At 48.4% G+C, this 19,769-nt stretch carries 22 protein-coding genes; 12 read left to right on the top strand and 10 right to left on the bottom strand.

The window, feature by feature from the left end; all coding sequences use genetic code 11:
* The first annotated feature begins 39 nt into the window (after nt 1–39).
* The 9 genes from AC2YIT_RS30965 (at nt 40) to AC2YIT_RS30925 (ending at nt 7,253) form a co-directional block, all read left to right on the top strand.
* Nucleotides 40–273: a DUF433 domain-containing protein gene (locus tag AC2YIT_RS30965; RefSeq protein WP_430850509.1), complete on the top strand. Its 234-nt coding sequence runs from the start codon at nt 40–42 to the stop codon at nt 271–273.
* Entirely contained in the window at nt 273–524 is a 252-nt protein-coding gene (locus AC2YIT_RS30960; protein ID WP_487281763.1) for a DUF5615 family PIN-like protein, read from the top strand. Before AC2YIT_RS30965 ends, AC2YIT_RS30960 begins: the two co-directional genes overlap by 1 nt.
* 105 nt (nt 525–629) lie before the next feature.
* A complete protein-coding gene (locus AC2YIT_RS30955) occupies nt 630–3,290 on the top strand; it encodes a tetratricopeptide repeat protein (protein WP_487281762.1) in 2,661 nt (886 codons plus the stop codon).
* Between the two features lie 40 nt (nt 3,291–3,330).
* On the top strand, nt 3,331–3,786 hold the full coding sequence (locus AC2YIT_RS30950) for a hypothetical protein (RefSeq protein WP_430850503.1): 456 nt from the start codon (nt 3,331–3,333) through the stop codon (nt 3,784–3,786).
* A 37-nt stretch (nt 3,787–3,823) separates the two neighbouring features.
* Entirely contained in the window at nt 3,824–4,534 is a 711-nt protein-coding gene (locus tag AC2YIT_RS30945; protein WP_487281761.1) for an ABC transporter ATP-binding protein, read from the top strand.
* 47 nt (nt 4,535–4,581) lie between these two features.
* On the top strand, nt 4,582–4,770 hold the full coding sequence (locus AC2YIT_RS30940) for a hypothetical protein (protein ID WP_430850499.1): 189 nt from the start codon (nt 4,582–4,584) through the stop codon (nt 4,768–4,770).
* Between the two features lie 93 nt (nt 4,771–4,863).
* Nucleotides 4,864–5,586 (top strand): RluA family pseudouridine synthase, encoded by a 723-nt coding sequence (locus tag AC2YIT_RS30935; protein ID WP_487281760.1) that lies wholly within the window; start codon nt 4,864–4,866, stop codon nt 5,584–5,586.
* 74 nt (nt 5,587–5,660) lie between these two features.
* On the top strand, nt 5,661–6,395 hold the full coding sequence (locus AC2YIT_RS30930) for a hypothetical protein (protein WP_487281759.1): 735 nt from the start codon (nt 5,661–5,663) through the stop codon (nt 6,393–6,395).
* A 57-nt stretch (nt 6,396–6,452) separates the two neighbouring features.
* Nucleotides 6,453–7,253, top strand: a complete 801-nt coding sequence (locus AC2YIT_RS30925) for a hypothetical protein (protein ID WP_487281758.1) — start codon at nt 6,453–6,455, stop codon at nt 7,251–7,253.
* Between the two features lie 66 nt (nt 7,254–7,319).
* On the opposite strand, the gene AC2YIT_RS30920 is transcribed toward AC2YIT_RS30925, so the two are convergent.
* Both AC2YIT_RS30920 and msrA read right to left on the bottom strand, forming a co-directional pair.
* Entirely contained in the window at nt 7,320–7,844 is a 525-nt protein-coding gene (locus tag AC2YIT_RS30920) for a hypothetical protein (RefSeq protein ID WP_487281757.1), read from the bottom strand.
* 141 nt (nt 7,845–7,985) lie between these two features.
* Nucleotides 7,986–8,672, bottom strand: coding sequence for a peptide-methionine (S)-S-oxide reductase MsrA (gene msrA / locus AC2YIT_RS30915; protein WP_430850490.1), 687 nt, complete (start codon nt 8,670–8,672; stop codon nt 7,986–7,988).
* 145 nt (nt 8,673–8,817) lie between these two features.
* Between msrA and AC2YIT_RS30910 the strand changes: the two genes are divergently transcribed.
* Entirely contained in the window at nt 8,818–9,363 is a 546-nt protein-coding gene (locus AC2YIT_RS30910) for a CopD family protein (protein WP_430850488.1), read from the top strand.
* 127 nt (nt 9,364–9,490) lie between these two features.
* On the opposite strand, the gene AC2YIT_RS30905 is transcribed toward AC2YIT_RS30910, so the two are convergent.
* From AC2YIT_RS30905 to AC2YIT_RS30890, 4 genes are all read right to left on the bottom strand, one after another.
* The gene (locus AC2YIT_RS30905) at nt 9,491–10,762 is read right to left on the bottom strand and encodes a M56 family metallopeptidase (RefSeq protein ID WP_430850486.1); all 1,272 of its coding nucleotides are present in this window, start codon (nt 10,760–10,762) and stop codon (nt 9,491–9,493) included.
* Nucleotides 10,763–10,767: 5 nt separating this feature from the next.
* On the bottom strand, nt 10,768–11,136 hold the full coding sequence (locus AC2YIT_RS30900) for a BlaI/MecI/CopY family transcriptional regulator (protein ID WP_430850484.1): 369 nt from the start codon (nt 11,134–11,136) through the stop codon (nt 10,768–10,770).
* A 233-nt stretch (nt 11,137–11,369) separates the two neighbouring features.
* On the bottom strand, nt 11,370–12,038 hold the full coding sequence (locus AC2YIT_RS30895; RefSeq protein WP_430850482.1) for an FAD-binding oxidoreductase: 669 nt from the start codon (nt 12,036–12,038) through the stop codon (nt 11,370–11,372).
* Nucleotides 12,039–12,104: 66 nt separating this feature from the next.
* Nucleotides 12,105–12,710 (bottom strand): Crp/Fnr family transcriptional regulator, encoded by a 606-nt coding sequence (locus tag AC2YIT_RS30890; RefSeq protein ID WP_430850480.1) that lies wholly within the window; start codon nt 12,708–12,710, stop codon nt 12,105–12,107.
* A 146-nt stretch (nt 12,711–12,856) separates the two neighbouring features.
* Here AC2YIT_RS30890 and AC2YIT_RS30885 point away from each other — a divergent pair, with 146 nt between their 5' ends.
* Entirely contained in the window at nt 12,857–13,438 is a 582-nt protein-coding gene (locus tag AC2YIT_RS30885; protein WP_430850478.1) for a hypothetical protein, read from the top strand.
* A gap of 160 nt (nt 13,439–13,598) precedes the next feature.
* A complete protein-coding gene (locus AC2YIT_RS30880) occupies nt 13,599–16,772 on the top strand; it encodes a T9SS type A sorting domain-containing protein (protein WP_487281756.1) in 3,174 nt (1,057 codons plus the stop codon).
* A gap of 31 nt (nt 16,773–16,803) precedes the next feature.
* Here the strand turns inward: AC2YIT_RS30880 and AC2YIT_RS30875 are convergent, their stop codons facing one another.
* The 4 genes from AC2YIT_RS30875 to AC2YIT_RS30860 form a co-directional block, all read right to left on the bottom strand.
* Nucleotides 16,804–17,181 carry a pentapeptide repeat-containing protein gene (locus AC2YIT_RS30875; protein ID WP_487281755.1) on the bottom strand — a complete coding sequence of 126 codons (378 nt, stop codon included), beginning with the start codon at nt 17,179–17,181 and terminating at the stop codon, nt 16,804–16,806.
* 128 nt (nt 17,182–17,309) lie between these two features.
* Nucleotides 17,310–18,233, bottom strand: a complete 924-nt coding sequence (locus AC2YIT_RS30870) for a hypothetical protein (RefSeq protein ID WP_487281754.1) — start codon at nt 18,231–18,233, stop codon at nt 17,310–17,312.
* Nucleotides 18,233–18,463 (bottom strand): hypothetical protein, encoded by a 231-nt coding sequence (locus AC2YIT_RS30865; protein ID WP_487281753.1) that lies wholly within the window; start codon nt 18,461–18,463, stop codon nt 18,233–18,235. Before AC2YIT_RS30865 ends, AC2YIT_RS30870 begins: the two co-directional genes overlap by 1 nt.
* Before the next feature lie 445 nt (nt 18,464–18,908).
* The coding region (locus tag AC2YIT_RS30860; RefSeq protein ID WP_487281752.1) for a transposase at nt 18,909–19,769 on the bottom strand (861 nt) is incomplete at its 5' end.

Raw genomic sequence — 19,769 nt, 5'->3', positions numbered from 1 at the left:
AAATCGCCTAAATTTGAATTGAACACCGACAAAATGCAGATGAACACGCAACTTCTGGAACGTATTACATTCAATCCGAAACAATGCGGCGGTAAGCCTTGCATCCGGAACATGCGTATCCGCGTGACGGATGTGATCGAGTTGTTGGCGGCGGGAATCACGCCGGAACAGATTGTTACCGACGAGCTACCGGACCTGGAACGGGAAGACATCACCGCGTGTCTGCTTTACGCGGCTGCAAAACTGAACCACCCCGTTTTGCAAGCGGCCTGATGATCATACTCGACGCCCAACTGCCTCCGGCGCTTGCTATCTGGATCACAGAGACTTTCGAAATCCCCTGCTTTTCGGCACAATTTCTAAGCCTCCGTCATGCGGAAGACGAAGAGATATTTGCTTTTTCCAAAACAACAAATGCGATTGTCATAACGAAGGACGACGATTTCGTTTCGCTATTGAACCGTTTCGGCAGTCCGCCGAAAGTCACTGGCTTACTTGCGGAAATACATCCAAAAATAGATTGAAAGAAATTTTCGAGGCAAATTTGGCATCTGCATTAGCTTTGCTAGAAACGAACGACTTGGTGGAGATAACCGGTCTCTGACCGGTTTCCGATTAAAATACATAATATGAACAATTTACTTTTCTGGAAGGTGTGGTCGCCGTCCGAGCGGCGGATGGCTGTGGGCGCCCTCCTGGTTTTGATTTTGGGACTGGCATTCCTCGTTTGGCAATGCATTGATCCGTTGGGAAATGTAGTGCGGTGGAATGTGATAAGCGAGTTGTCGGAAACGACGGCGGTAGTGGATGTGCTGCAACTCGGCCAATGGCAATACGGCATTTCGACGCCCACGCACCTAGTGACAGAGAGTTTTATGTCGTCGGTGATGGAGGTTAATGCGGTGACGATCTATTTGTTCTGGGGCGGGGCGCTGATCGGCCTTTCGCTCATACTGGCGGCGCTGACGACCATGTCGCGGTTCTGGTATCTGGCCGGAACGATCCTTTTTATTTTATTCCTCGCATTCGCGAGATTGGAGACATTACGTGTTTTCGGAGCGGAAAACCGCCTGTTGTTTCTGACAGCGACTGTTTTATATGGAGGCGTTTCCTATTATTTCCATGCATTCCGGCCTGATTTGGGCATTACTATGCGCATTGCGGGTATCGTGGGCGTATCGGTTGTGCTGGCGGCATTGGTTGCATTTGGCGCTGCATCGCCGGTTCCGGCATTGACGGCCGCAGTCTATTCTTTTCCGATGTGGCTGGTTGCTACAATGCTTTTTCTACTTGTTTCCGCTACCGAAATTATGGCAGGCCTCGTTTGGCTCAGCACAAGCGGGCAGTCAGGAAAAGGCCGTTCGGGGCTTGTGCAATTTGTAGTCATCAGCGTGCTGTATTTACTGCTTCTATTATTGATATACCTCCAAAATACCCGCCAGATAGACTGGAATGTGACTTTGATCAACCCTCTCTACCTCGCATTGGTAGCGGGCGTGCTGGGTATCTGGGGATTCAGGCGCCGGGCGGACTCTACGCAGGGGGTGCTTCCGTTCAGGACTACGGGTTTCTGGCTTTATATCGGGTTGTTTATTGTTGCGGCATCCTTTGGCGGCTTAATGGCCGGTACCGCGAACGATCCCGTGCTCGAAACGCTGGAAGATACGATTGTGCAGGGACAGCTGGCGATGGGTCTGCTTTTTCTATTTTATGTGTTGATCAACTTCTACGAGGTATTTCAGCAAAAACTGGCTGTTTACAAGGTTTTGTATAAACCGCTCCGTTTCGGGCTGACGCAAACACGGCTCTTTGGTTTTGCAGGAGTGGTGGTATTATTCTCGATGCAAAAGCTCCTTCCGCTTAATCAGGCGATTGCCGGTTATTTCAATGGATTGGGCGACTTGCATTCCACTACGGAGGAGTTTACCCTTGCCGAGCAATATTATAAACTTGCATTGCAGCAGGAATTTCAAAACCATAAATCGAACTACGCGCTGGCATCCATTGCATTGAAACAGGGCGACCGCAATGCAGCCGCGTATTATTTCAGGCAGTCGTTATTGAAAAATCCTTCCCCGCAGGCCTACGCGGGCCTGAGCGGCATTCTGATTCAGGAAAGCCTGTTTTTTGACGCCGTATACAGCTTACAGGAAGGCCTTCGCCGTTTTCCGGCTAATGGCGAGTTGCTGAATAACCTCGGAATGCTCTACTCCAAAACCAATGTCGCCGATTCCGCTTATTATTACCTGGATCTGGCCAGGACGAATGCGACGCGCCCGGAAATTCCGGCCACGAACCTCCTCGCAATCCTCGCCAAAAGTACCGATTCAGGCCTGCTGGATTCCCTGGCGGCGAACTCCGATAAGCGCGACTATCTTTCCTGGCAGGCTAACTGGCTGGCGGTTCAGAATATGAGACAGCAGTTTCAAAAAGAGGATTTTAACAAGAATGCGGTCCCGAAAGATTCGCTTTTGAGCGTCTCTTCTCTGGCTTATTTACTCAATTATGCCACAAATCAGGCTGCATTTGATTCGCTACCGGCTGCATTGCTGCCGAAACTGGCGGCAAAAAATCCGGTACTATCGCAGGATTTGTCCCTCGCGGCACTGTATCCGGAATTTTATAGCGGGAATAAATTAAAAGCATTGGAAACGCTCACCGGCTGGGCGGCGGAAGAAGGAGAAAAGAGTGATTTGTACCATAAGATATTAGGGCACTGGCTCCTGCAACTCGGGCTGTACGATAAAGCGATCGAAGCATTGTCACCTGTGGAAGGGATCGAAGGGACGATCGGGATGGCGGTAGCGAATGCATTGTCCGATAAAAAGGAGGTGGCCGTGGTATTGCTTGATAAAATCCAGGATAAGCAACAAAATACGGCGATAGAGCAGCTGAAACAGTCATTATTCTCGGGCGTCAGACCCAAATCGGTGACGGACTCCCTGTTTGCGGTGGTTTCGAAATCGCCTTCTGCGCAAAATATTCAAAGTGCCGTGCGCGCCAACCCGTTCGATGTGCGCATTGTCTCTGCGGCGGCGGAATATTATCGAGGTAAAAAGCAGGCAAAACAGGCTTATCAACTGGTGCTGGATGCATTGCGATACAATGAATACGCCCCCGAACTTTGGGAACAATATGCATTTCTGAGCCTCGAACAAGGCTTGCTCGGACAGGCGGCAGAAGGGGCGGAGAAGGTGAAACAGTATGCATTGCCTGCCGGTTATCAGCGTTTTTTGGCGCGCTATCAGCCGATGCGGGCACTTATCGAAAAACAAAGAGCAGAATTTTGATGATTTGATATTTTAGCCATCTCAAAATTACACTTCACCAATGACGGCTTTGTCCTGGAAATCCAATTTCACTGAAACGGAATGCCGGATTTTCCGGGGTAAGGTCATTGCCGGGATTCTGAAAACATCCCTCTGGAAATACGACGGCCGGGGCGAGCTTGACGGCTACATGCTCACATTCAAAAGCAAAGGGTTTTTCCAATCGCGCACCGAAATATGCGACATCGAAGGGAAAAATGTGCTGGGCAGCATCGATTACAACGTTTTTCGAAGCAAAGCGCAGATCACCTACAACGGCGTGCATTACTACTGGCGGCTCGATTCGTGGCTGCGGGGCAAATGGGCAGTGAGCGATGGCGAATCCGAAGCGCGGTTTGAGTCCGACGGGTTCTGGAAGCGGGAAGGACAAGTGATTAATGAGGATATTCCGCCGCCGGTGATCCTGGCTTCATTTTTTGTGCATGGGTTTTTTCATAAAATTTCATCCGCATCCTGACTCTTAAAAGCTACATTCCTACTGAAATATTGCATTCATGAAAATCATAGAAACCAGCGAGATTGCCAAACGTTATGTAATGGGTAGCGAGATCATCCAGGCGCTCAAATCCGTTACTATTTCGGTCAATAAAGGGGAATATGTGGCGTTTATGGGGCCGTCGGGCTCTGGGAAATCGACGTTGATGAACATTATCGGATGCCTGGATACACCTACGACCGGACGATACGTCCTGAACAACAAGGATGTAAGCGACATGACAGAGAACGAATTGGCCGAAATCCGGAACAAGGAGATCGGTTTCGTATTCCAGACATTTAACTTGCTTCCCCGGATGTCTTCGCTGGATAATGTGGCTCTGCCGCTTATTTATGCAGGATTAAGCAAGGCCGAAAGGACAGAAAGGGCCATGCAATCCCTCAAAAACGTAGGTTTGGAAAACCGTGCGGGGCACAAGCCGAACGAACTGTCCGGCGGCCAGCGCCAGCGCGTCGCGATCGCCCGCGCGCTCGTGAATGAACCGAGTATCCTGCTCGCCGACGAACCCACCGGTAATCTCGACTCCAAAACTTCCTACGAAATCATGGATCTGTTCGACCAGCTTTACAGCAAGGGCAACACGATCGTGATGGTGACCCACGAGGAAGACATCGCGCATTACGCGCACCGCATCGTCCGCCTCCGCGACGGGCTCGTAGAGTCGGACACTATCAATCCAAACCCTACGAAGGTCAGTGCGTTGGTTTAGATGCTGATTTTGGCTAACTTGAATAAAATTCGAAAAGGGAATGTGCTATGAAAGGAGTTAGCTATTTGACAGATGAGGTAGGTCACAAAAAGGCGGTTGTTATCGATCTGGATTTACTGAAACATCGTGAAAACCTCGCAGACATTCTTGAAGATATTGAAGACGCCGTCGCTATCGAGACCAGAAAAGATGAAGAATCGGTGGATTGGGAAGCTTCGCAGAAACAAATAGTATAATTATCTTTGTAACGGATAAAGGCCAGTGGCCGAGAGAATCCGGATGAATGGCCCTGCGAGGCGCATCATCCGGATTATTTTTATAGCAATATCATGAAGATCAATTTCAAAGACATTATCATATTCGAGGACGAGGATTTTCTGGTGGTGAATAAGCCGCCGCATCTGGCAACGCTGGATGAGCGTACGGCCGACCGCGGCGGAAGCGTACTGAGACTCGCCAAAGAATATAACCCCGAATTACAAGCAGCCCACCGCCTCGATAAGGAAACATCCGGCGCATTGGCGTTTGCGAAGAATCCTGCTGCTTACCGGCATTTGGCGATGCAGTTCGAGCACCGTGAAGTTACCAAGCGTTATCATGCGGTTGTGAACGGCATCCACGATCTCGAAGGTGTGTCGGTTTACCTGCCGATCCTGCCTTTGAAAAATGGAACGGCGGTGAAGATCGACCGGGTGGAGGGGAAGGAAGCGGAGACTATATTCAATACTTTGCAGGTATATCGCGGCTATACTTTAGTGGAATGTATCCCCATTACAGGGCGTATGCACCAGATCCGCGTGCATTTGTCGTGTCTCAAAGCGCCGATTGTGAACGATCCGCAATATGGCGGTGAGCCTATTTTCCTGTCTAGTCTGAAAAGAAAGTTCAATCTTAAAAAAGACACGGAGGAACAGCCTCTTATTCAGCGGGTTGCGTTGCATGCGCGGTCGCTTTCGTTTGCAGTCATGAACGGCGAGAATATACGTGTAGAGGCGCCCTATCCCAAAGACTTTGAAGTGCTGGTGAAACAGCTCAATAAATTCGGGGTGTAATAGCACGGTTTTTGTTGAATGTTAAAAGTTGTGTACGTTTAATCCATCTTTTTACATTCAAAAAACCTAAAACTATGCGGGCACACACGTTACGATTTACCTCCTTCCTGCCGCTTACCCTGCTGTTTACATGGGTGAGTTTAGCCGCTTTGGCACAAACCGGCCGGAAAAACGATGTGATCATCAAGCGCGACAGTTCGCGCATTCAAGCGCTCATCACGCAGATGAGTTATGAAAAGATCAACTACCGCGACTTAGGCAAGGCCGACAGCGCGGCCACTTACATTTACCTGGATCAGGTGGCCCGGGTGCTGCTGAAAAACGGCAAGACGATCAATGTCAAAGACTCCATTCCCCCAGGCCGTATCCCGCCCGATAGCGTCGGTCAGTATGCGGATATGAACAATCTGCCCACCGATCCGTTTGAGAAAAGCGTGGTGATGGCTAATTCAGATCAGCTGCGGGATAAATATGAGTATCACCACAACCGTGCCATGGATGGCAAGCAAGGCGCCATTGTATTTACCTCGGTGGCCGTGGCAACGCTGGTATCCGGCATTATCGTCGCCAGCACCGGTGATAGCCCGGATAATAAGACGATTGGGACCTCGCTTGTGATCGCGGGCCCTGCGGTAGGTGTTGTTTTCGGGTTGATTGGCTTTAAGAATTACAAAATTCATAGCAAGAAGGCTGAGAAGATCAAGAACGAACTGCAACGGAGAAACCAGCCATTGACCACTTTCAGCATTACGCCGCACGTCGATCCGTTCAATAAATCGGCACAACTCGGGCTCAGGCTGACGTTCTGATTGCGGTAAATTGATTACTTTCATAGGGTGAAATCAGTTACAAAAAGTCCTTCCCACATGAAAGTAATTTTACCCAAGCTGAAAAATCAGCTCCTAGCCATGTTAATGCTGCTATTTGTCGTTCAGGCAAACGCACAAACGCCCCGCAAGGCGGATGTGATCAGGCTGCGCGACGAGTCCAAACTGGAAGTGTACATCCAGGAAGTGGATGATCAGGTTGTAAAATACAAGAAGATAAGCGACCCGGAAGGGCCGCTTTTTTCCGTTAAAAAGTCCGAGATCGCTTCGATCCTCTATGGGAACGGTGAAGAGGAAACGTTTGAAGCTACACTGGAAGTGCAGAATTACTATTCTCCCGGAAAACCAGCCCAGGTCGCAAAGCCGCAGGAAACACGTCCGGCGGCGCGCAAGCCTGTTAATGGGCCGGTAAAGCCGTCGGTTCAGTTCGCAGAGGATGTCAGAAATTCTTCGCCCGAGCATTTGCGAAGCATGTATACCTATTATAAGACGCGCTCGAAAGCGGGGATGATCATGGGTATTGCAGGCACTTCGGCGGGCATGATTGTGGCGGCGATTGGTACAGGCATTGTGGTCAGTGCGATGGACGACAACGGCAATTATAAGAGCTACCAGGATGAGTTGCGTGCGCGTAAGGGCGCGTATATGATGCTCGGAGGCTTTGCGGGCGCGATCACATTCGGTACTGTCGGATTTGTGAAGGGCGGCAAGAATGGCGCCAAGGCCAGCCGGATTCGCCGGGAGCTGATCCGTCGGGGAGAGCCTTTGACGATCAGCATCAGGCCGTCGTTCAGCCCAAGGCAACGAGCGGGAAGCCTGACATTAGCATTGAATTTCTGAAATACTGAAAACAAAAAAAGCGGGCTTCGAATACCTCGGAGCCCGCTTTTTTATGATTTGAATTTCTTAGAATTTGAAGGCGATACCTGCTTTCAAAGCGGCAGCATTGTAGCCAACCTCTGCAAATACACCCAAGTTTGGCTTAAAGTAGTAACGTGCGCCCGCGAATGCACCGACGAAAACGCCACTGCCATATGCATCGTGACCAATCCCATCATAAGAAGAGCTCGCAACGCGGTAACCCAGTGCTGGACCAGCATAGAGATCAAGGTTATCCAGTTTTAGGAAATGTTTACCATAGTGGTAAGAACCTCTGGCTGCGATATTGATAAAGTTATAACTCCATCCATATCCATAGATCCCACCTCCATAACCCCAGTGCATGTAGTCGAATTGACCACCAACGCTAACAAAGTCATGCACGCCACCTTCGAACGAAGCACCTACACCGACGCCACCGCCGCCGTACGTACCACCAAGGTTGATACCGGCATTCAATAATTTATCTCCTTTCTCAAATTGGGCGAACGCCTTCTCTGAAGCTGCGCTGAAAAGAGCGGCAACCACTAGCATGAATAGAGTCTTTTTCATCGTAATAGATTAGTTATTGTTAAAGAATAATGGCACAAATTAAAGCCTTTATTTCAATGCTTCAAAACTTGTGCCATTTATAGTTATTAACCGGAGATGGTTACTTGGTGAGTGGTTCCGGCTTCTTTATTTAATCCAAAATCAGATGTGCTTCCTGAGCTTATCCTTAAAGACCTTTTTGAATTTGTCCAGTTTTGGTGCAATCACGAAGGCGCAGTAGCCCTGCTCGGGATTGTTGGCGAAATAATTCTGATGGTAATCTTCCGCCGGGTAAAACTTCTGAAATTTGGTGATTTCGGTTACAATCGGGTTTGCATAAGCGCCTGATTTGTCCAGTTCAGCCTTAGCCGTTTCCGCAAGCTGCTTCTGCTCGTCGGTATGGTAAAAAATGACTGAACGGTATTGCGTACCGACATCATTTCCCTGGCGGTTCAGCGTGGTAGGGTCGTGGCTCCGGAAGAACGCTTCCAACAGGTCGGCGTAGCTGATCACCTTGGGATCGTAGGTCACTTCCACGCATTCCGCGTGACCGGTTGTACCCGTGCATACGGCCTTATAGTTGGGGTTGGGGTCGTGTCCGCCCGAGTAGCCCGAAACCACTTTTTTGACGCCTTCCAGCGACTCCATCACGGCCTCGGTGCACCAGAAACATCCCGTACCAAATGTTGCGACTTGTGTGTTCGCGGTATCAACGTTGCTTTCGTCGAGTGCGGTTGAGGCTGTTTCTTTGTCCATTTTGCTCTTGTGTTTTTTGTCCGATTGCGCGCACGACACGAGGGCCGCGCAGCACAAAAATATAAACGTGAAAATCGGGATGGTGGTTCTCATCTTCAAATACGGGTTATCACTGTTTCGGTAACGATTACGGGGTCAATAAAGTTTTATCACCGTAATCCTATAATATTTACGAAATTTGAAGGCCAAAAGATCAGGGAACAGTCAGATCCCGTTGGCACCAAATCTGCGGTAGTTTATGACCTATCTTCATTTCAAAGCGCTCCACATCATATTCGTAGTGAGCTGGTTTGCAGGGCTTTTCTATATGCCCAGGCTGTTTGTGTACCACACCGAAGCCAACGACAAACCCAGTCCCGAGCGGGAAATCCTCCTTGCGCAATTTACCAAAATGGAGAAATTGCTGTTCAATGCAATCATGACGCCCGCCTGCTGGCTGGCATTGCTATGCGGCACGGCGATGCTCTATATCACGCCCGCGTGGCTCGATCAGGGTTGGATGAAGCTGAAATTGCTGTTTGTACTCGGTCTGTTGGCCTACCATTCCATTACCCGTAAAATATTACTGGAACTCCGTGCCGGCAAGTTTCGGTACAGTTCGTTCCAATTGCGGCTTTTCAATGAGATAGCGACGATATTCCTGTTCTCCATCGTGTTTTTGGTGGTGTTAAAAAATACGGTCGACTGGCTGTGGGGCGTGCTTGGCTTGATTGCCTTTGCGATCGTGATCATGACCGCGGTACGGATTGTGAAGCGAATGAGAGAGAAAAGGGCGGGAGCTTAGCAGTTAATGTGAGTGGAGAAGGCCCTTCGGACAACACATCCGAAGGGCTTTTTACTTCATGAACCTCAACCGGAATTACTGATGTTTCGTTTTATAACTAAAATTTAGTTATAAGGAATAAAAAATTTTACAATTTCCTGTACTCATAAAATACGCGACCGGCCGAAAGCTTTTCGTCGGCGGGGTAGTGCTGCCACGCTTCCATTGCACCATTGCCGTCGCCTTCGAGCTGCAAGGAAATGACCGACGTTCCTGATTGCTCATTGTTGCAGAAAAGCTGCACTTCGTTACCTGCGCTGTTGCTTTGCCACCTGCCGGTAAGTTTGTGGCTATTCCTAGCGTCCTGCATTTCGAAACAGCCGTCGGCCCGAAGTTCTAGTTTGGACAAGCACACTTTCACATCGCCGGAGCGTTCCGGGAAATCGCGGGGCGTTTTGCCGTCGTTGTCGTTGATCGTAATGCGGTTCATATTTTCCCACAAGCCGATCAGGTCCTTGTGAAGATATTCTGAAATGCTGTTTGCTTCGCTTGCCGGCCTTTCGCAAGAGAAAAGGAAGAGCATTAATGCTGCCGCTGGTAATGTCGCCAGGAAGCGCAGCCGGCTGATGGTCCTGGATGGAGTTTGATGTAACATGATGATCCGTGATTTGATTTGACCATAATATGAAAAGTAATGCAGGGTTGAGATTTGCGTAGAAGAGGCTAACCGTACGAGTAAATGCGTGTAGCGAAATCTCCCGGCCTGGCTTGCGGCCTGCGCATCGGCTGTAAACTCATGATTGGCGGTGATCGCCTGGCGCCAGAAACGCATCAGCGGATTGAACCAGCAGCAAGCGCTGAGGAAGCGAATGAGTAGCCAGTCGCCCGTGTGTAAGTGCCTGCAATGCACGAGTTCGTGCGCAATACATGTGCGTAGTGACTCGCTATTGCGCAGGTTTTGGTTGATAAAAATGTAATTAAAAAAAGAAGAGACGGGCATTTCATTCCCGACAAACATCAAACGTACCCTACCCAGTTTTCGGGAAGGATATTTCCTGATTAGCCAGGCGACTGAAAGAATGTCGGCCAATAATTTGTACAAATGCCAGGTGGCAATGCTGCCATAAATTATCCAAAGGAGGTATGAAAAGTCTGGCAGGTGCCATTGCGAAGCATGTTCCGCAATGACTTCGGGCAATGCATATTCGGGCATGAAACGCGAGGCTACGCCCGGAGATGCTTGCCACTGTTCAGGCAAAAGCGGTAGTTTCAACGTGGGCGTAACGATGCTGAATAGCATCGCGAAAAGAAGATAAAACCGGTTGGCTGTAAAGAAGGTAAGCTTCTGGAATGCGATCCTGTAAAGCAGGATCGCAACTGCGAGGCAGAGGTTTACTTCCAACAGATAAGTACCGGCCATAATGATCAGGATTTGGGATAATAGGAGTCTATCAATTGCTTCAAATCATCGATTTCGTCCGGTTTCAGGTTATTTTCCTCCATCATAAACGATACGATATTCTTTGGGGAACCCTGGAAATAATGCTTCATCAAATCGGAAAACGACCGCCGGGCATACTGCTTGCGGGTAATGGCGGGGAAGTACACATAAGTTTTCCCATAAGCTTTATGATCGATAAACCCCTTTTTTTCCAGCAACCGTACAATCGACGAAACGGTAGTATAAGGTGGCTTGGGCTCGGGTAATTTTTCAATAATGTCATGCACAACGCCTTCGCCAAGGTCCCAGAGAATGCGCATGATGTTTTCTTCTGAATGAGAGATCGGTTCCATGGTCCAAAGGTATAACTAAAATTTAGTTATCAAACTTATATTTCGTTAAAAATTAAGAGGAGCTGCTGCTGGCCTGATTTCATGCTATTTCTATGAGGAAGTGCCGGGGCTCGCGGACGAAACTTACCTGATCGTGCCGGTAGGACGGAGTATTCGGCTAAAAAACGTGTATTCGGAGCTTGAAGAGTTTGGTTATATATGAATCATGCTCCATGCATTTCTGAAATAGCATTCTACTTCTCAAATACCAATGTCTCAGCTTTCGCACCCAGCTCTTCCAATGCTTTCAGGATGGATTCCGTGAATGCATCGGGCCCGCAGACGTAAAAAGGCTGATCGAAATGGGTGATGTGTTTTTGCAGGAAAGCCTTGTCGATGCGGCCGTGGTAGTAGCCTTGCGCATTTTCATCCGAGATAAGGTTAAAAAAATGGTTACCCAGAATCTGTTCGAGTTCCTCTTTGAGGATAATGTCGGCCGTGGTGCGGTTGGAGAAGAAAAGCCGGTTTGCCCCGATCTGTCCTTTGGAATACAAATCCCTGAAAATGGCTAAAAATGGCGTGATACCGGCTCCGCCTGCGAGAAATACGCCTTCGCCTTTGTATTCGATGGCGCCCCAGGCGTCGCTGATTTCGAAATGGTCACCGGGCTGGACCTTTGTCAATGCATTGGTTACGCCATCATGGTCGGTGTAGGATTTGATCGTGAATTCGAGCGTATCCGCAGTGGGCAGCGATGTAAAAGTGAACGGCCGCTTTTCCGCCGTCCATGGCTCTTTCTGAATCGAGAGATCCGTTGCCTGGCCCGGTATGTAGGTGAAACCCGCCGGTTTCTCGACCGTATAGGCATTTACATTATGGGTAACAGGCTTTTTGGCGAGTAGTTTGACGGAATAATCGGCCATGGCGGTAGGTTTGGGGGACGTTGTGAATGCAAACTTTATGCAAAATACACACTCGCAGCGGCGCTGTCAAGGGCGGGTTTTGTCGAATTGCACGGTTTTCAGGCAGCGGCTGAATGTGGCCGGCGTAGTGCCGAGGTAAGTGGCGATATAGTGATCGGGAATGCGGCGGAACAGCGACGACGGTTGGGCAATGTAATGTGCAATGCGCTCTTCTACGGACAAGTATTTAAAGACCTTTACCTTATCTGTAAAATTGATAAGATGTTGTTCCAAAAGCCGGACAGCCAGCTTTCCCATATGCGAATCTTCTTCGACCAGTTTCCGGTACGAATCGTAGGAGATCGCATAAACCGTCGTGTCTTCCAGCGTTTCCAGCACCTCATTCGAAAGCTTTTGCAACAGGAAACTTTCCGCAATGCAAACAATATCGCCTTCCGAAACCAGCAGCGAAGTAATATCCTCGGACCCGCGCAGGTAATACGTACGCATAACCCCTTTTTCAATAAAATACAACGACGGACTCACCTGTCCCAAATCGACCAACACGCGCCCTTTCGGGATCATGAATCTTTTCAGGTTCTGCTGAAATTTCTCCCTGATTTCCTCCGAAACCATGAATTTGGAAGCTTCCAGCAAATGGTGCAATGGCTTTAATTCTTCGGAGAGTTGCATTTGTATAATTGAATTGATAAGGGGTGGGAAACTTGTCGAACGACAATGTAAAATCTTGTCGTGCGACAATTGAAAATGATGTCTTTTGACAAGATATAAAATAATAGCAGGGAAGTTAATTTGATGAGGACAAAAAACGACTCACAATGAGCTTCACATTACTTAAAATCTTCGTTTTATCCAGCCTCATCGGGTGCACAATCATGCGTGCGGAGGCGCAGGATAAGGGTAAAAGCGAACTAAATATCGGAGGTGGGATGATGGCTTCCGAAAACGCTTTTGCGGATGCTATTATACTTTTACTCAGTGCGTTGATCAACGATCCCGAAGACGTAACGATACCGGGCGCCGCGTGGTCGCTGACCTATAAGTACAATCTTTCAGAAAGGCTGGCAGTAGGCGGAGCTTCGATATACAATCCTTCGCCGGACCGGTGGATACCCGATTTTGCTATCAACGACCGCTGGAAACGACGTTCGCTAACCACTGCCGGCGAGGCAACTATATATTGGGCTAAACAGCGCGCATTTCAATTTTACGGTACGGCGGGTGTCGGTTTTTTTGTCAAACGCAAAACCTTTTACGAAGTACAGACTGAGACTGATTTTGGCTACACATTTCAGGCTACTCCCGTTGGATTGCGAATTGGCAATAAGGTGGGCATGTTTATGGAATTGGGTTATGGATATAAAGGAGTTTTTAATGGCGGGTTGAGCGTGCGGTTCTGAGAGTGGTCTATAAAAATGAAGCTGAGCGTTACCGGTAAATTATCAATTATGCCGATCGTTTTCCAGGGGGTACATTAGATTGGGATTTACTCTATCTTCGTAAATGTATTTGTCAGTTACAAATACTTACATTTGTGTTTTACGATTGATATGTGACGCTATGAAAATTATTCTACCATTCTTCGCGCTACTCATCCTGACCGGCCAAGTTTCATTTTCTCAAACGATGGACATTCCATGGCCGTCCGGCCCCGGTACGATGACTTCGGCGTCCATCATCGTACTTAGTAATGGGAATTTTGTCATTTCAAATAGGGAATATGATGAGGGAGGAAAAGCGAACATCGGGATTGTTTATCTTTTCAACGGTCAAACAAAGAAACTGATCAGCGCTTTGAAAGGGTCTAACGCCAATGATCAGGTCGGTGATCGGCTGTTCGCATTGCCCAATGGGAACTTCGTGGTTGTGAGTAGTTATTGGGACAATGGGGCCATTACTGATGTAGGTGCCGTGACGTGGGTCAATGGTGTTACAGGGCTAAATGGTGTGGTGAATCCGGCCAATTCACTGATCGGTAATGTAGCCTCGGATGTGGTAGGGACCAATGGGATTACCGTTTTGCCGAATGGCAACTACCTCGTAAAGAGCTATTCATTGAAGGCGCCGGGAAAGCTGGCGGTTGGTGCCGTTACCTGGTGTAATGGTAATACAGGACTGACCGGAAACGTGAGCACAGCCAATTCGCTGGTTGGTGCGAACCAAGGGGATGCGCTGGGATATCTGGACATATTGGTTTTATCGAACAGTAACTACGTCGTTCCGTGTCCAGGCTGGGACAGTCCTACCCATCAGGACGTTGGCGCGGTGATCTGGGGTAACGGATCAACGGGCGTCTCCGGCGTGGTAAGCGCAGCCAATGCATTGACTGGCTCCCATAGCGGGGACCGTATTGGCGACGGTTATGGGTTGACAGGACTTACCAATGGAAATTATATAGTGAGAAGTCCTGAATGGGATAACGGAAATATTCAAAACGCGGGTGCTGCCACTTTTTGTAATGGTTCAACCGGCCTCACGGGTGTTGTCAGTGCGGCCAATTCATTGGTAGGTACCGAGGCAGAGCATCGCGTCGGCAGCGGCGCTACCGCACTTTTGAATGGTAATTACGTCGTCAGCAGCCCTTCGTGGTCGAATGCCGCGACCGGGGCTTTTGGGGCTGTTACTTGGGGAAATGGTGTAACCGGCATCACAGGAGTAATCACAGAAACGAATTCACTTTACGGATCCCGGCGCGGCGACACTGGGGGCGCTATTGCATTGTCTAACGGCAATTATGTGGTTAACAGCCCCATATGGACGCGCGACAGCATCATATACGGTGCGGGAGCGATTACCTGGGCTGATGGAACCACTGGTATTACAGGCCGGATTTCGGCGTCTAATTCGCTGATAGGAAGAGACTCGCTCGACAATATCGGTTTGCGGGGCGTTTTTCCGCTTAGCAATGGCCATTATGTGGTGGCGAGTCCGTTTTGGAGCAACAACGGTAAGCGATATGTGGGTGCGGTGACTTGGTGCGACGGTTTCACTGGCCGGATCGGAGATGTGACGGACATGAATTCATTTGTCGGAACAAAGGAATCAGAGCAGGTTGGAAATGTCAAGGTAACGCCCCTTGCCAACGGCAACTACGTCATCCAAAGTTCATTTACGGAAATTAACGGAATAGATCGTGCCGGGGCCGTCACTTGGGCCGACGGGTCGAAGGAGTTTGTAGATACATTGAGCGCAACCAACTCGTTGTTTGGCAGCCATGCGGTAGATCTGATCGGACGGACAGTCAGACCGCTCGCCAATGGGAATTATTTGATTTTGAGTGATATTTGGGACAATGGAAATACAATGGACGCAGGCGCCGTGACCTGGGCCAGCGGAACAAGCGTGATCACGGGAGAAGTCAATAGCGCTAATTCTCTGGTTGGAACAAAGGATGGTGGTAAGCTGGGACAATATGGAATGGTCGAGACGTTGCCTGGGGGTGACTATTTCGTGAAAACTACCTGGAACAATGTGGGGGCCATTACCTGGGGGAACGGCGCGACAGGTACAACCGGGGAGGTAAATGACTGCAACAGCTATATCGGGGCAGGTAATGGCGTATACAATCCCACACATGGGTACCTTGTTACAGTAAATTCGGCAGAAAACGTCGTGAGGCTCGTTTATCGCACGGGCGGCCCACTTTTGGCAAGGTCGCAGGACGCAGCCTCTGCCGACATCAACGTGGCACAAACAACATCCTTCATGGGAGGAGCAGGCTGCCGGATTATCGCCACTGTGAGTTCGCAGGGAGCCAACCCTGTTACCGGAAACGTAAATGTCAAAGCCTGGCTCGAAAACGGTGTTCCCTCTTTCCACTACGACCCATTTGTGGCCAGGCATTATGAGATTACCCCTGCACTGAATGCCGCTAATGCAACCGGGCGTGTCACATTATACTTCTCCCAAGGCGAATTTATTGCCTTCAATGCCGCACCCGGCAGCACGCTCGATCTGCCCGCGGATGCAGGAGATGCCATGGGAAAAGCTAACCTCCGCATCGGCAAATATTCCGGTACGAGCAACGATGGCAGCGGCCTGCCGGGCAGCTATCCATCCATTGCGTCTGCGATCATCGACCCAGATGACAATGACATTGTCTGGAACGATACGTTCAAACGCTGGGAAGTGACTTTTGATACCGAGGGTTTCAGCGGCTTTGTTATTCAGACGAGCCTGGTTCCTTTGCCAGTCCGCCTGGTTTCATTCAATGCAAAACCGGAAGGAAAAACCGTCAAACTCGATTGGGAAATCGCTGATGCCGTCAATTTCAGCCATTTCGAAGTCGAGCGTGCCTCCGACGCGAAGCAGTTTGAACACATTGGAAAAATCAATTTTGAAGAAGGCACTGAAAATTACGCCATGACAGACGCCCAACCGCGCACCAATGCCGGCGGGGAACTTTATTACCGCTTAAAAATGCTCGACCGGGACGATAGCTACGCGTACAGCAAGATTGTGAGCGTTGAGCTGGACGGCAGCAACGTCGCTTACGTATATCCCAACCCGGTTGCAGATCGTTTCAAAATCTCGCTGCCCGGCTATGATGGCAAAACCGGCACATTGGCGCTTGTCGACGCCTCGGGCAAAGTGGTGCTTAGGAATGAATTCACTGTCAAAAAGGGTGAGGTGGAATTTGATTTAAAGCAATCGAGGCTGGCAGAAGGCATTTACACCATTCAATTGCAAATGGGCGGAGAAAAGCGGCAATTCAAATTAGTTCGCGCCCGCTAAGCGCTGAAACCCTGCCGGAGCCACATTCTAATCAACTCCGGCGGGCCAAAAGCTGCGAAACCAGCACTCCATCGATCCGCAGACCTTCGATATTACACCCGGAAAGCTCGACCCCACGCAGGTCGCAATGCACAAATTTGCTTTTATGCAGGTCACAATCCTCAAAAAGTAACGGCCGTTGTTCCGCATTCGGGTCGTACATCGGATGGTCCGATGGGCACATGCCAATGTTCCGAAACACTGCACCGCCCAACTGCGCGCCCTCAATTTTGAGATCGCTCAGATTGGCATCTGTGATCGATATATTGCTCATATTCACATCATTGAGCGTCGAACCGGATAGCATTACGCGGTTTGCAGTGATGACCGCGCATTCACTATCAAGCGTGATTTGTTTGATGGTTTCCATGGGGTATTTCTTTTTAAGATGAAAGCGGATCACTAAGTCTGTACCGGGGGAAGGCGCGGTTGCCAATGTAAAAATAGTTAAGCGACAACAGCGCCGAAAGGGTTATTAGCGATGGATTTGATGTGCAATCAGGACAACGTTTCCTGCGGATCACTTGGTAGACGAGGCTTGATCAACACCAGCATGAAAAGCGCTATTCCAAATACAAACCCGCCAAGCGTCCAGGCCAGTTTGTGGCCGTTCCGCATTTCGGCAGGCTCTTTTTTCGGTTCGAGAATGATAAAATCGTTATTGACGGGCTTCCGTAATGCATTTTGAACAGCTATACGAAAGTTCGACCGATCATACGATGCCGGCTTATTTTCGAAATGGTCGACTGTGTAAAAGTCATATTGATGCATTTTGGTTGTGCATTCATTGAAAAACGTCCTGAAACGCTGTTCTTTCTCTCTCTGACTCAGCAAATTGCTGATTTGCTTATGAAAAGCAACACCATACCAATAGCGCGGCGTCATGGTTAGGGCCTGTTTTTTATGCGTCAGGATCGGATTTACAAAATAAATATCCATATGCAGATCCTGCTTGAACCGCCCAAGTGCTCTAAATGAATAATGTACGCCCCCAATAAATTTATGCACTGCGAACTCCTTCACCCGGTAATATCTAACCCGGTCATGTTTATGGATTTCTTTCACATTTTTGACCTCCAACAACTCACCGGTAGCAGTTGTGAGCAGAAACTGTGAAGGAATGAGCATGGCCGCCATCGAAACCCAGGCAACGCCTTGCATTTGCCAGCTACCTTTATCTTTTCCCGCTTTATATTCGAGTCTGTCGAATCGTGGTTTCAGCCAGATCAAAATGGGAATCCACGGGGCAATAACCGGTATCCAAAATTGCCAGATGTCCTCATCCAGCTCCATAATCGGGAATTTGCCCAGGAACAGCCACCACCTCAGAAACACAAGAAGCAGTAAAGTAGCCCAGGCGACAATGATAAATGGAATAAGAATTCTTTTGAGTTTTGTAAGGTAGTTTGGGTTGATGTGCATTATTTGAAATGCTTGTTAAAGTCGTTGATCTGATCGATCTTCTTTGCGGCAAACTTTCGCCTGCTCTCATTGGAGCCGTATTTCAGAGGAATTTTGACCCTTTTTCTTATAAGGTCGTTCTCTTCCTCACTGTACACGTAGAATTCAATGTACCATTCTTTGGTGAGGTCTCCACCTCGATCGCGAAGCAAGGCTAGCTTGTAGCCTTCGGCTTTGCTGTCCTTTTCCATGCCATATGTGTGTGACTTTTTTGTCCCGCTATTTGTCCCGAAAAGCAAAAACGCCGTTCCTGATAACAGAAACAGCGTTTTGTGCCCGCAACGGGACAAATGTCGAACCGGTTTCTTGAGGATTTAAGAACGATAAGTCAATCAACTATTTGATTATGAGTTTTTGTTTATTATTTCGAGTTAGAGCTTGAAATAGTCGTTGTAATGAAATTCCGATGTCCTACCAAGAGCTAACTTATAATCACCAGAAAAGTGCTTGTATTTAATAATACTTGACTTAAGGTTTAAATTCTGATTTCAAACTGTCTACCGTTTCGGGACACTTACACAGGCACTCTCGGCCACCCGGCTACTTTTAACATTTCCAGTTGTTCGATTATTCGGTCGTGGCTGTTGCAGAACTAGTTATGTAAAATGTTCACAATCTCTAATTGCCTGATACTTTTTAGAATGAGTAGCAAAAGACAGGAAAAACAGTAGAAGTACGGATGTACGTGCGGATAACAGGCTTTCTAGCTTCTAACACTTCGCTTTTTTGAGTTCTTCTTGTAAGTGATTTGAAGTATTTTTTCAGGTTGAAGCATGTAGCTGCCATCAGCATAACTTTTTCGGCTCCGGCTTTACCAATCACATTAATCTTTTTCAATCCATAATGATAAACCAGACTACCGAAGACTGGCTCTACTGTACTTTGGCGTAATCGCTTCATCTGGTAACCTCGTTTACTTAACTGCCCGTGATGAGCTCGGCGGTAGTGCTCATCATATGCAGTAGTCTGTATTCTTTTAAACGGCGACTTCGGAGTACACGCATCTTTTAAAACACAGGGTAAACAGTCTTTTCGTGATGCCCGATAACCCTTTAGCAAGCGTCCATCTGAGGTCTGTTCAAAATTTTTAAAAGGTATCGTTTTACCCATAGAGCAGATAAACTGGTTTTTTTCCTTGTCATAAGTCAGGCCCTCTCTTTCTGGTTTATACATACCGAAAACTGGTATCCAGCCAGTTATGTTTCTTAGCTCCAGGAATTCATAGTTAGATCCATTAGAATAGCCGGCGTCAGCTAAAAGATCAGTCATCCGAAGTTCGTTCGCTTTAAGTCGGTTTTGAACTTTGACAGTCATTGCTGGCAAGTATTGACTGTCTCGTCCATCCGCAAAATCGGCCTGAATGTGACTAATTACACCTTCTGCAGTATCTACCGACATGCTGCAGTGATAATTAAGCTTTCTTGCTTTACCAGGTTTTACCGAAATACGCGCATCCGGATCATTAGGACTGTAATGCGTCTTATTACTGAAGAGTTG

It is taken from the genome of Dyadobacter sp. SRI_021 (assembly GCF_057586235.1).
This window is presented reverse-complemented; position numbering and strand designations above follow the sequence as displayed.